Raw genomic sequence first — 12300 nt, 5'->3', positions numbered from 1 at the left:
GTGGGCGAGCGTTCACTGATTGTCCGTGCCCCCCCACCGCCGGTCCCCCCGCTCCCGGCGCCCCCGCCCGCAGCCCGTCCATGACGAGGTCCAGCAGCCGTGTCGCTCGCGGCTGCCAGTTGCTGTGCGGGGCGATCTGCCAGAGTTCGGCAATGACGAGCACGACATCGTCGGGGGTCAGCCCCGGCCAGCGCGACTTCCAGGATGCGCTCGCGATTCCGTTGCGCGTCCGGGCGCAGAGCCGTGCGCTTGTCCTCCCGCACTCGCCCTCCTTCCGGAATCGCGGCCAGGTCCGGCCCTGCCGGGCGGACAACTGTCCGCTCGGCCAGGTCCGTTCTTGCTGGGCGAACAGCTGTCCGCTAGGTTCGAAGCTTGGCGGACAGCTGTCCGTTCGCGTGTACCGCAGCGGCAATTCCGGCCAGTATGGCCGACCGGCGGCCCTTGTCACTGGTTCATTCAGCATCGCCCTCTCCCTCCCGGACACTCTGCCGGGATCGTCTTGTTCGACGCGCATCCGCAATGCGAAAGAAGGCTGATCATGGCCCCATCGTCGTCCAGTGCCATAACTTTGAACATCAATGGCGAGAAGCACACGCTGTCCGTCGACCATCGCACCACCCTGCTCGACGCCCTGCGCGAGCATCTCGATCTGACCGGTACCAAGAAGGGCTGTGATCAGGGCCAGTGCGGCGCCTGTACGGTGCTGCTCGACGGGCGCCGGGCCGTTTCCTGTCTTCAGTTCGCGGTCGCGGCCCAGGGGCGCGCGATCACCACCATCGAAGGTGTGGCCGAGGGCGAGCGGCTGCATCCGGTGCAGCAGGCATTTCTCGACCTCGACGGCTATCAGTGTGGTTATTGCACACCGGGGCAGATCTGTTCGGCGCTCGCGGTGATCGAGGAACACGCGGCGGGCTGGCCAAGCGCCGTGACCGACGATGTCCGGCCCGAAGCGGGGGTGCCCGCGCTCACCGCCGAGGAGATCCGCGAACGGATGAGCGGCAATCTGTGCCGCTGCGGCGCGTATGTGTCGATCGTGCAGGCGGTCGCGCGGGCGGCGGAGGCAACCGGGGCAAAGGACAAGGAGGCGGCGGCATGAGGGAATTCGACTACGAGCGCGTCTTCGACGTCTCTACGGCTGTCGCCCTGCTCGGCGACCGCCCCGGCGCACGCTTCCTCGGCGGCGGCACCAACCTGGTCGACCTGATGAAGGCCGGCGTGGAAAGGCCCGAGCTGCTCATCGACGTACGTGAACTCCCTCTCGACAGGGTCGAGTTCACTCACGAGGGCGGGCTTCGCATGGGCGCGGCCGTCACCAACAGCGACCTCGCGGCCCACCCCGATGTGAGGCGTCACTACCCGGCGCTGGCGCAGGCCGTCCTGGCCGGCGCTTCGGGTCAGCTGCGCAACATGGCCACGGTCGGCGGGAATCTGCTCCAGCGGACCCGGTGCGGCTACTTCACCGACATCAGCAAGCCGTGCAACAAGCGTGCCCCCGGCAGCGGTTGCCCCGCTCTCATGGGCGAACACCGCAACCACGCGATCCTCGGCGCCTCCGGGCACTGCATCGCCACCCATCCGTCGGACATGGCAGTCGCGCTCGCCGCCTTCGACGCCGTCATCTCCTACGAATCGGCGCAGGGACCGGGCGAGTTGCCGCTCCCCGCGTTCTATCTGCCCGTGGGCTGCACCCCGCACATCGAGACCGCGCTCCCGCCGGGCGCGCTGATCACCGGCGTCACGCTGCCGCCGGCCCCGGTTGCCGCCCGCTCCCGGTACCGGAAGGTGCGCGAGCGCGCCTCGTACGCGTTCGCGATCGGCTCGATCGCCGCCGCGCTCGACGTCGAGGACGATGTCGTACGTGAAGTGCGCCTCGCGTTCGGGGCGGTCGCGTCCCGCCCTTGGCGGGCCCGTGCGGCCGAACGGGTACTGACCGGCGGCCCGGTGAGCGCGGAGGCGTTCGCCGCCGCGGCAGATGCCGAGCTGGCGGCCGCAGAGGTGCTTACCGAGAACGGATACAAGGTGACACTGATGCGCAATCTCGTCGTGGCCGTGCTGACCGAACTCGCCGAGGAGATCACCCGATGACCACGACGACCACCATCGCAGCGGTGACGGGATCCATCGGATCCGCCCATACCCGAGTGGAGGGCCGCGACAAGGTCACCGGAGCGGCCCGCTACGCCGGAGAGATCCCCTTCGCCGAACTCGCCCACGGCTGGCTGGTGTTGTCGACCGTGGCCCGTGGCCGCATCCGTTCGGTGGAGGACGCCCCCGTCCTGGCCATGCCCGGCGTCCTCACCGTTCTACGCCACGGGAACGCGCCGCGCGTCGACACCGATTACGTGGGCATGATGGGTCGGCCGAACCCGGTCCTCGGGATCTTCCAGCACGACCGCGTGCCCTTCGCGGGCTGGCCGGTGGCACTGGTCGTGGCCGAGACGTCCGAACAGGCCAGGGAGGCCGCCGAGGCGCTGGTGGTCCGGTACGACGAAGAGCCGCACGACGTCGCGTTCCGCGCCGGGCATCCCGGTGCGTACACGCCGGAGAACAATCCGATGGTCCAGGCCGAGACGGAGAAGGGAAACCTGGGGGCCCAACTCGGTGCCTGCGCCGTCGTCGTGGACGAGGAGTACACCACACCGGAGGAGCACCACAACCCGATGGAGCCGCATGCGGCGACGGCTCGCTGGGACGGCGGCCGGCTCGACGTCCTCGACTCCAACCAGGGCAGCACCTGGGTGGCGAGCGAGCTCGCGCAGCTCTTCTCCCTCGATCCGGCCTCCGTACGGGTGCGGTCCGAACACGTCGACGGCGGCTTCGGATCCAAGGGCCTGAGCCCGCACCAGGTGGCTGCCGTGATGGCCACGACCGTCCTCCACCGCCCGGCCCGAGTCGTCTTGACTCGTCGTCAGATGTTTTCCCTCGTCGGATTCCGCAGCCCCACTGCGCAGCAGATCAGGCTCGGTGCCGACGCGGACGGCCGGCTGCGCGCCTTCGACCACCGGGCGCACAGTCTTACGTCGACCGTGCATGAATTCATCGAGTCGAGCGCCGTGCTGGGCCGCGTGATGTACGACGCCGACGCGCATCACACCCTTCACCGACTGGTACGGCTCGACGTGCCGACTCCGGCCTGGATGCGCGCACCGGGCGAGGCACCTGGATCCTTCGCCCTCGAATCCGCCCTCGACGAACTGGCCGAGAAGTGCGCCATGGACCCGATCGCACTGCGCGCACGCAACGAACCGGAGAAGGGTCCCGTGTCCGGGCTGCCGTTCAGCAGCCGAAACGTGCTCGCCTGTTTCGAGGAGGGCGCCCGCAGGTTCGGCTGGGCACAACGGGACCCTCGTCCCGGTGTGCGCCGTGAGGGGCGCTGGCTGCTCGGGACCGGAACGGCGGCGGCCACCTACCCCTCGGGAGTCGCCCCGTCCACGGCGGCCGTGACCGCGGAGCCGGATCAGACCTTCACCGTTCGGATCAACGCGGCGGACATCGGGACCGGGGCACGGACGGCGATGGCCCTGGTCGCCGCGGACGCGCTGGAGGTGGATCCGGGCCGCATCCGGGTACGGATCGCGGACAGCGACCTCGGCCCGGCGATGTTCGCCGGCGGCTCGATGGGCACCCGCTCCTGGGCGTGGGCGGTGACTGCCGCGACGGATGAGTTGCGGGAGCGATTGGCAGCCCGGGAAGGCGCGATTCCGCCCGAGGGGATCACCGCCCGGTCCGACACCACCGAGGCCGTCGGCGCCCTCGCGAAGAAGGAACGGCACACCTACGGAGCGCAGTTCGCCGAGGTCGCGGTGGATACCGCCACCGGCGAGGTACGCGTACGCAGGCTGCTCGGCATCTACGCCGCGGGCACCATCGTCAATCCGCTCACCGCCCGCAGCCAGCTCATCGGCGGAATGACCTGGGGACTGTCCATGGCCCTCCATGAGGAGGCAGTCAGGGACCGGGCCGACGGCGGCCACATCGGCGCCGACTTCGCCGGGTACCACGTCGCCACACACGCCGACGTGCCGCTCATTGAGGCGGACTGGGTCGACGATCCCGACCCGGACGACCCGGTCGGGATCAAGGGCATCGGCGAGATCGGCATCGTGGGTGTCGCCGCCGCCATCGCCAACGCGGTGTGGCACGCCACGGGGACACGCCACCGGGACCTGCCCATCCGCCCGGACCGGGTCCTGTGCGCGGCGGACGAGACCCGGCACCATACGGCGTAGGAAGCCCGGAGAGCTCGACGTCGCCCGGAATCCGAGCCGATCGGCTCGAAGGGGGCCGGACCGTCTCCGTATCGACAGCTACGGCGCCACCGCAGGGATCCCCGCTGTCTCGGTCGGTGCCGCCTATACAGCGTATCGATGGCCTGGTACCAGCAATTCGTCGTGCCGGTTCGGTCCATCCCGTAAGCGAACCTGAAATCCCGGGCTTCAGCGAGCCCGCGAACCCGGCCACACATCGCAGTTGCAGTCACGACGGAATCCGCGGCATCGGGCCAGATACCCGTCACACGCCTCGGACGCCGCACCTGGCGACCGAGTGGACGTCACCCGCCATGTCCCCCACATGGGCGCGGCGGCGTCAGGCCGGATGACGCGCTGCACGGTACGGGTACGCGGCGGCAAGGCAGGCGCTGTCCCACCGGCGGTGGGGGAAAGCGACAGAGTCGCTGTGCCTGCCACATCCCCTCATCGCCCCTTTCAGCAGGCGGCAGGAGTACCGGCACCCTCGCCTGACCGCAGTATCCCGGCGCGCGCGGCGAACCTCCCGCCGCGAAGCTGTGGGATACGCGCTCCGGCCGTCCTGCCGGCGAAAGACGAAGAAGGTTTTCCCTGTGCGTTTGTTCCGAACATCGCTGTGGGTCACGGCCCCCGTGGCGGTGTCTCTCCTCGCCGTGCCACCCGGGTTGACGAAGGCCGGTGCTGTCGGCGAGACGATGCCGCGAAGACCGCCATCCGTGTGGCCGGCCGGATCGGTTTCCGAACCGACTGCCGATTCCACACGTCCGTTCCCGGCCCTTGGTGCTACCTCGGTGGCGTTTCCCCGTGGCGCACCGCGGCCCGCCATCGTGCCGCGTACGCAGTGGCGGGCCGACGAAACCAGGCGTGACGCCCATGCCCAATACGCGGACAAGGTGACGGCGGTCTTCATTCATCACACCGACACCCCAAACGGCTACGACTGTGCCGATGTCCCACGCACCTTACGCAATCTGTATACCGGCCAGACCCGTGACCGCAGTTGGGGAGACCTCGGCTACAACTTCCTCGTCGACACCTGCGGCAACATCTACGAGGGCCGTGCCGGCGGTGCCGACCGCCCCGTCATCGGTTCCCACACCCTCGGCTTCAACCAAGGCACCACAGGGATCGCGGCGATCGGCACCTTCGGACAGGGCACCCCCGTACCGCCGGCCATGGAACAGGCGATCGCGGCCCTCGCCGCCTGGAAGCTCGGCCTGAGCGGAATCGAGCCGACCAGCAAGGTACGGCTCACATCGACGAACGACAAGAGCCGCTATACCAAAGGCACTTCTGCTCAATTCGATGCCATTTCCGGTCACCGCGACGGATTTGCCACCAATTGCCCCGGGGAAGCACTCCTCGCCCGACTCCCAGCTATCCGGAAGCTCGCTGCCGGTCTCCAGAACCGATCCCCACGAACACCCCTCGGTACGCGCCTTCCCACCGTACTCCAAAACCTCCGCGACACCCGGTGACTTCCCGGCAGTCGCTCCGCCCGCCGGCCGTCACTCGACTCCGGGCTTCCCGGAAGCCGACCGGTGTTCGGGAAGCAGTGTGATCCGAGCAGGGTCGGAAGAGTGATTAGTCGGCTGAACGGCACGTTCGGCGCGAGCAAGACCTCTACTGCGAAAGAACTGACCTCTCGCATCCCGGACTCCAGGCTTTTCGACGCCGAGAAGGTCGGGGAGATGATGTGGCACGTGCTCGGAATACCCGAGGAGGAATTCCAGGACTACTGGCCGTGGCGAGGACTGGCCGTGGAAACCGCACGACAGGTACAAGATTTTGCGGGTGCACTCCGGTGGTCACCGAGACGGTTCTGATCGAGGAGTACTGGCAGGAGATCCACTCCACCTCGGCACGAGCCGGCATCCCGGTGCACCACTTCCTGCTGGACACCGACCGGCACACGCTGGAAGAACACATCCACACCGACACCGAGCCGGAGAACATCGACGCCCGCAGGCGGCGTCTCGACCACCTTGCCGACTACCAGTGATCCCGGTCCTGGCTCCATCGGTAAGCCGAATTCGTCGACACCACCGGCGTCACCGCCTATCGCGTCGCGGAGATCATCATGGCGAGGATTCAAGCAGGCTGATCGGCCCGCTGCCGTTGAGGGCTCGGCAGGCCGAGGGCCATGTGGTCGGAATGCCGACAGGACACACAGCGGCCAGACCTTCGGCGCGTCATGGAAGAGCCGGACCACCCTCCCGGGGAAACTTTCATCATGACCAACACAACTAAGGCAATCCTCGAGGGCGGCCCCGACGATCTCCCCGAGCGGATCGTTTCCGTCGACACACCTGGAGTCGATCTCAAGATCCCGTTCCGGGGCGGATACGAGCATTTCAAGAGCACCACACGCCGCCAGGAAACACCGGAAGGCCCATTGCCTGTCTACGAATGGTGGGAGCGCACAGAAATCCCGGGTTGAGCACCAGGCCGCAGTATGAATCCGGACGCGCGGCCCCGGACAAGGAAATGGCCCATCTGCCGCCCAATCAGGTGTGATGGGACGAGAGGGCCCCGGATCGGCCGTCGTGTTCCAGAGGCTTCGGGCCGGGCTTGACACCCTATGCGCGGATCACAGGCGCCCGGGTCGCCGACGCCAGTACACCACCAGTGCTCTGCACCGGCACGATCACCGGGCCATGCCGATCCCCGGCACCAGAGCCAGTGCATGTCGTGGAACCGAGTGGTGCGGGGACCTTCCAGCCGCGAGGGCGGCATGCGACCACCGCAGTAGCCGAAGTCCCGCATTCCGGCGGCACGAACCGCCTGAACTCCGTAGGCGTTGTCTTCAGCCGCCGAGTGCCGCCCCGGGACCACACCCAGGGAGCGGGCAGCGTGAAAGGACGCAAAACCCCGGCCCGATTCCGGCGGGCCGGGGATCTACGTCAGCCGAATGACTCGGTCACTAGTCTCGGTCACCCTTGTCGCGGCCTTCGCCGAAGTGGCGCTCGATCACCCGGAAGCTGCCCACCACTCCGTTCTTGACCTTCACGCCACCCCTGACGCGCTTCGGGAACACCCCGTCGCTGGAGCTCCACGGTCCGACGGTGGCGATGGGGGCACCGTTGTCGCAGGTGGCCCCGCGGAAGACCTCGACGGCCCGGCGGCTGTCGTTGCGGATGTTGAGACTCTTGGAACCAAGGCCGCTGACGACGGTGATGCAGCCGCCCGGCTCGGCGGAGTACGTCCGCTCGTTGATGTGGATGCGGCCCCTTTCGTGGTGGCGGCGGCCCTCTTCGCGGCCACGACCCTCGCCGTAGCCCCCGCCTTCGTTGCCCCTGCCGCCTTCGCCGCCTTCGAGGGCCGTGACGGGGGCGGGCGCTTGCTGGGCGGCCGGGGGGGCGGCCTGCCGGACGACGGGGGCGGCCTGGGCCGGCTCGGTGGTGGCGGCCGACGCGTAGGTGATGCCGGTTGCGGCCAGGGCCGCGGCAGCCGCGACAGCGGCCGTAACAACGGTGGAACGGGTAGCCATGTCACTTCTCCTGTCTCAGAGGGGGCGGCTGAGCAGCCGACCCGAGACTGAACGTACTAACGGTCCCCATACCTGTCATATCGGACGTGTTGGGTGCAGGTGCCGGAACATCGATCGAGGTACGCAATGTACGCCATATGCTATTTTCATATAATCTGAGCGGAAGTGAACTTTCCCTGGATTCCCCGGACTTGAGATTCCTTTAGCCTGTCCAGGCGACTCGCTGAATCCTGCTCACCCCATCGATGGCGTGTCATTCATTGACACGCCCGACACAGCAGTTCCACGCCGCCACCCCGAACACCCGCCGGCTACACCACCGACCCCGTTCCTGCTGCTCAGACGGGCCGTGCCCCCGTCATCGCAGAACCCGAGCGGTCAGGTCGATCGGGTCATGGCTGCGCACAGTGGCAGGCAGACCAGAAAGATCGTCACATTCACCAGGTGTTGCAGTACTGGATAGCCGACGCCCACATGGTTACGACCGGGGCGCCACCTCCCCGGTCGGCGTACATCGACGGCCGATGACGGTCGTGGCGCAGTGCCAACCGCGCCGGGGCCGGGGCAGGCCGAACCACCCGGACCTCGTTGTTGCCCAGTCGACCATGTGCACGTGCACCCGCTGCTCCGCAGGGACCCTCGGGCCTGTTGCCTGCCCTGCCCCGTCGATGCAGCGTCTGCCTCGCAGCGCCCGCTGGGGTGCGGACGCAATACGCCGGCACCGCGGGCCGGATCGAGAACTGCCGGGTCGGAGTGTTCCTCACCTGCACCACCGCGCTCGCGGGCGGTGACTGACCGACCGTCCGCATCGCCTGCCTGAGCGCGCCTGAGGCAACGAGGCCGTCGGACGCCGCCCCAGAACTCCGTCGAACCATCGAGGGTGCGGTCACCGAGGATGACGGCGAATGCGATCGGCGCGATGAAGGGGAAGACGATGATGTCGGCCCGCATCCATGTCCTCTCGCCTGCCGCCCGGGGCCAGATGATCGAGGCGGCACAGGCCGATGCCGCCACCACATAGAACACAAGTACGGCCGGCCTGATGCGTCGGTGCTTCTTCACGGGCAAGGAGTACCCGCGCGGCACACCTGCCCCCTTCCTCCCCCGGGCCCGCGGCACGGCTCTCACCCGGCCGGGACGCTGCTGCCCACCGCGCGCCACGGACGGTGGTCTCCCGGTTCAGCAGGCCTGGCCGATCGCGCCGCGGAGCATGGCGACCGTCGTTGCTGCCGCCGCGCGCTCGGCGCCGTCCTCCGTGGTACGCACCTGCTCCTCCAGGAGCACCACGGCGGCCTGGAGAACTCCCACCCGGACCGGAACACTCTGCATCGCTGTCAGCACGGCCGCCGCCTGTTCAGCCGGGGTCGCGGTGGGGGCTGCGGAATGAGCGTGGCGATTCCGCGCCCGAGCGCACGGTCACGAGGCGGCTGAGCCGCAGCTGTGGTCACCCGCGAAGTCTGCCGCACCGGACACCGGGAACCGCTCAGCGACCTGGCTGCGGCTCGCCGGGCTCTTCCTGGACGTGCGCGTGGACACGCCTCAACAGCATGGACAACTGCGTCTGTTCGGAGCGGGAAAGGGGGGCGAGCATCTTCTTCTGTACGACCAGGGCCTCGCCCTGCAGCTCCGCCAGCATCGCGCGACCTGCCGGGGTGGGCGTGACGGTCACCCGGCGGCGGTCCGTGGTGTCGCGGGCACGGTCCACGAGGTCGGCCACCGCGAGATCGTCCACGATCTTGACCATGTCGCTCCGGTCGATCCCGAGCCGTGACGCCAGCTCTCGCTGCACATGGGGGCCGAAATCGACCAGCGCCGACAGCACGGCCATGTGCCAGAGCTTCAGATCGCGCTCAGCCAAGCGTGCCGCCAGCCGACTCCGGGCAGTCTTGCCCGTCTGGGACAGCAGATAGGTCGTGAGTCCCAGGAGGCTGGGCGGGTCGCGCTCATCCACAATATCTTAGGTCTCCACCAATGATGGGTCTTCACCTACCATTATCGAGCGGGTCCGTCCCGGACGCCCTGCCCTGCACCCGCGCCCGCCGGTCAGCAGGGCACGGACCTCGCGCCACGAAACCGCGGACGGGCACCACGGCCCCCACGGGACGTGTGCGGTTCAGCGCATGTCGAAGACCAGACGGCCCGGCACCTTGCCCTTCAACACCTCGTCGATGGACGCGTTGATGTCCTTGAGTGCTCGGCTCTCACGGATGACACGTGTGCGGCCGAGGCGGTGCAGCTGAAATACCTCGGCAAGGTCCTCACGGGTACCGACGATGGAGCCGACGACCTTCGTTCCGTTCAGCACCGTGTCGAAGACGGGCAGTTCCAGCTTGCCTTCGGCCGGAAGCGCCACCAGAACGAGCGTGCCGCCCCGGCGCAGCGCCCCATAGGCGGCGCTGAACGATGCGTTGCTCACAGCCAGCGAGATGGCCGCGTCCGCTCCCCCGAGCCGGTGCGTCTCCTCGGCAACGTCCTGGACCCGGGCGTCGATGACGTGATCGGCCCCCAGTTCGCGGGCGAGCGCCAGCTTCTCGTCGGTGACGTCGACGGCGATCGTCTCCGCGCCGAAGATCCGCGCGTACTGCAGAGCGAGGTGACCGAGGCCCCCGATGCCTGAGACGAGGGTGCGTGTGCCCGGGCGCGCCCCGGACAGCTTCACGGCCTTGTACGTGGTGACACCCGCACAGGTCAACGGTGCCGCGTCCAGCGGGTCGATGCCGTCGGGGACCGGCACCACGTACGTACCGTGCGCCAGCGCGTACTCGGCATGGCTGCCGTCCACCGAGTAGCCGCTGTTCTGCTGTTTCAGGCAGAGCGTCTCCCAGCCGGAAATGCAGTAGTCGCAGTGTCCGCACGCCTCTCCGAGCCAGGGGACGGCCACCCGGTCCCCCACCGCGAGATGGGCCACCTGGGCACCGGCCGCTTCGACGATGCCGATGCCCTCGTGGCCCGGCACGAAGGGCGGGGCGGGCTTGACCGGCCAGTCACCCCGCGCGGCGTGAATGTCGGTGTGGCACAGCCCGGAGGTCTCCATCCGCACCAGGACCTGGTGTCCGGCCGGCGTCGGAACCGGCCTCTCCTCGACCACCAACGGCTCGGTGAAGCTGCGCACAACAGCGGCCTTCATGGGTGCTCCTCCGCTTCGATCGGGCACGTCCGGCCGGCCCGCCACCATGCGACAGCACATGGGTGACACAAGCCTCGGAACAGACTATTTCGTATGGCCGGTTTTCGCTTCTTCGTGTGCCTGGAGAGCCGTGTCCCGTGTCCCGTGTCCCGTTCCCGTGTCCCGTGTCCCGTTCCCGATTGTCGGCCTCACGGCCTGCGCGAGCGGCTATCCGCGGGCCCAGTCGCGCATCGCGGTCCGCGAGGAGAAAGCGCCGACGTCTTTGTCGAGCGGCTGGTCGGTGTACTGGTGGATGCGCCAGGGCGCCTCGATCCGGGGCTTCCCCGCGGTCACGTAGTCGGCTATCCACAGACCGTCCCCCGCATACGACGTGGTGTCGTGATGCAGCCAGAAATAGCGGTTGCAGTACAGCAGAACCTTGTACTGGGGCCTCAGACGCTTGAGCTCACGGATGAAGCGGTCCTTTTCGTCGTTGCTGGCCCGGGTGCCTTCGCCGTTCTCCTCCCAGTCCACGGCAAGCAGATCGCCCGCCTTCTCCGGGGCCTGGCTCACGAAGTACTCCGCCTGGGCCGTGATGTTGCCCGGCCAGAGAAAGTGATAGAAGCCGACCACGCATGCCGCGTCCCTGGCACGTTTGACCTGTGAGGCCAGATGCGGATTGACGTATGAACGGCCTTCGGTGGCCTTGATGAAGACGAAGTCCAGTCCGTCCGTTTCGAAGGACGACTGATACGCGCTGACGTCGACGCCATGGAGCATGAGCACCGCCTCCAAATGAGCTGGGTGATTCCGGTTCTCTCACTGTTCGTGCCCGCAGTCGCTCCTTCCCATCCGTCGGGTGACGGAGCAAATCCTTTTGGCACTTCCCCGAATAGGCGATCGAAGGGGGTAGTTGGTGATGCGGCGAGCCACATCACATACCGCAGGCACCACAGGCACCATCGGAAGGTCGGATCCATAAAGATCGGCATCGTCGGAGCGGGCAGCATCGGCGGCAACCTCACCGGCGTCTCACCGCTCTGGCAACAGATCGGCCACCCCGTGATCAAGGTGTTCAACGGGACGTACGCGCAGGACATCCTCGACAACGGCCACCCCAAGGGCAGTCCCGGTCGTCAGGCGCTGCCGGTGGCCGGTGACGATGCGGCGGCCAAGCAGGTCGTGCGCAAGCTCATCGACGGGCTGGGCTTCGACACCGTGGACGCGGGTGGTGTCGACGAGTCCTGGCGGCAACAGCCCGGCACGGCCGTCTACGGTCACCGGGGAGACGCCGAGGCCGTTGCCGAGGCACTCTCCGATGCTTTTCCCCGGAGCGCACGGCCAAGTGGCGCGCCTGACGGGCCGGGCTACGGCGATCGACGGTTCACCCCGTCGCGGTGGGCGTCGCCCGCAGCACCGGGCCTTCACGGATGGCGGTCCGAACGTGTCCCTGTCGG

At 68.1% G+C, this 12300-nt stretch carries 12 protein-coding genes and 2 pseudogenes; 8 read left to right on the top strand and 6 right to left on the bottom strand.

Annotation, left to right across the window (positions count from 1 at the left end):
• Positions 1-52: 52 nt before the first annotated feature.
• Positions 53-187, bottom strand: a pseudogene (locus tag OG936_RS35880) (TetR/AcrR family transcriptional regulator); the annotation flags it as partial.
• 351 nt (positions 188-538) lie between these two features.
• Here OG936_RS35880 and OG936_RS35875 point away from each other — a divergent pair.
• The 6 genes from OG936_RS35875 to OG936_RS35850 all read left to right on the top strand — a co-directional run bounded on the left by OG936_RS35875 (position 539) and on the right by OG936_RS35850 (position 6687).
• On the top strand, positions 539-1096 hold the full coding sequence (locus tag OG936_RS35875) for a (2Fe-2S)-binding protein (RefSeq protein WP_406500763.1): 558 nt from the start codon (positions 539-541) through the stop codon (positions 1094-1096).
• On the top strand, positions 1093-2085 hold the full coding sequence (locus OG936_RS35870; RefSeq protein ID WP_406499971.1) for an FAD binding domain-containing protein: 993 nt from the start codon (positions 1093-1095) through the stop codon (positions 2083-2085). Before OG936_RS35875 ends, OG936_RS35870 begins: the two co-directional genes overlap by 4 nt.
• Positions 2082-4229: a xanthine dehydrogenase family protein molybdopterin-binding subunit gene (locus tag OG936_RS35865; RefSeq protein ID WP_406499970.1), complete on the top strand. Its 2148-nt coding sequence runs from the start codon at positions 2082-2084 to the stop codon at positions 4227-4229. The genes OG936_RS35870 and OG936_RS35865 overlap by 4 nt, the downstream gene beginning before the upstream one ends.
• An 809-nt stretch (positions 4230-5038) precedes the next feature.
• On the top strand, positions 5039-5725 hold the full coding sequence (locus tag OG936_RS35860; protein WP_406499969.1) for a peptidoglycan recognition protein: 687 nt from the start codon (positions 5039-5041) through the stop codon (positions 5723-5725).
• A gap of 326 nt (positions 5726-6051) precedes the next feature.
• Positions 6052-6249 carry a hypothetical protein gene (locus OG936_RS35855; RefSeq protein WP_406499968.1) on the top strand — a complete coding sequence of 66 codons (198 nt, stop codon included), beginning with the start codon at positions 6052-6054 and terminating at the stop codon, positions 6247-6249.
• 231 nt (positions 6250-6480) lie between these two features.
• Positions 6481-6687, top strand: a complete 207-nt coding sequence (locus OG936_RS35850) for a DUF5988 family protein (RefSeq protein WP_266751387.1) — start codon at positions 6481-6483, stop codon at positions 6685-6687.
• Between the two features lie 483 nt (positions 6688-7170).
• Here the strand turns inward: OG936_RS35850 and OG936_RS35845 are convergent, their stop codons facing one another.
• Positions 7171-7737 carry a hypothetical protein gene (locus OG936_RS35845; RefSeq protein ID WP_406499967.1) on the bottom strand — a complete coding sequence of 189 codons (567 nt, stop codon included), beginning with the start codon at positions 7735-7737 and terminating at the stop codon, positions 7171-7173.
• Positions 7738-8632: 895 nt separating this feature from the next.
• Here OG936_RS35845 and OG936_RS35840 point away from each other — a divergent pair.
• On the top strand, positions 8633-8758 hold the full coding sequence (locus tag OG936_RS35840) for a hypothetical protein (protein ID WP_406499966.1): 126 nt from the start codon (positions 8633-8635) through the stop codon (positions 8756-8758).
• A 158-nt stretch (positions 8759-8916) separates the two neighbouring features.
• On the opposite strand, the gene OG936_RS35835 is transcribed toward OG936_RS35840, so the two are convergent.
• The 4 genes from OG936_RS35835 to OG936_RS35820 all read right to left on the bottom strand — a co-directional run bounded on the left by OG936_RS35835 (position 8917) and on the right by OG936_RS35820 (position 11623).
• The gene (locus tag OG936_RS35835) at positions 8917-9066 is read right to left on the bottom strand and encodes a hypothetical protein (RefSeq protein WP_406499965.1); all 150 of its coding nucleotides are present in this window, start codon (positions 9064-9066) and stop codon (positions 8917-8919) included.
• 154 nt (positions 9067-9220) lie between these two features.
• On the bottom strand, positions 9221-9688 hold the full coding sequence (locus tag OG936_RS35830; protein WP_406499964.1) for a MarR family winged helix-turn-helix transcriptional regulator: 468 nt from the start codon (positions 9686-9688) through the stop codon (positions 9221-9223).
• Between the two features lie 162 nt (positions 9689-9850).
• Complete coding sequence (adhP, locus tag OG936_RS35825; RefSeq protein ID WP_406499963.1) at positions 9851-10864, bottom strand: alcohol dehydrogenase AdhP; 1014 nt, start codon at positions 10862-10864, stop codon at positions 9851-9853.
• A 207-nt stretch (positions 10865-11071) separates the two neighbouring features.
• On the bottom strand, positions 11072-11623 hold the full coding sequence (locus OG936_RS35820; protein WP_406499962.1) for a glycoside hydrolase family 25 protein: 552 nt from the start codon (positions 11621-11623) through the stop codon (positions 11072-11074).
• A gap of 264 nt (positions 11624-11887) precedes the next feature.
• Here OG936_RS35820 and OG936_RS35815 point away from each other — a divergent pair.
• A pseudogene (locus OG936_RS35815) lies at positions 11888-12201 on the top strand (NADPH-dependent F420 reductase); the annotation flags it as partial.
• Between the last annotated feature and the right edge of the window lie 99 nt (positions 12202-12300).

Source organism: Streptomyces sp. NBC_00846, assembly GCF_045207325.1.
GTDB lineage: Bacteria > Actinomycetota > Actinomycetes > Streptomycetales > Streptomycetaceae > Streptomyces.
Note: the sequence above shows the minus strand (reverse complement) of the source record. Positions and strands in the feature narration are given on the sequence as shown.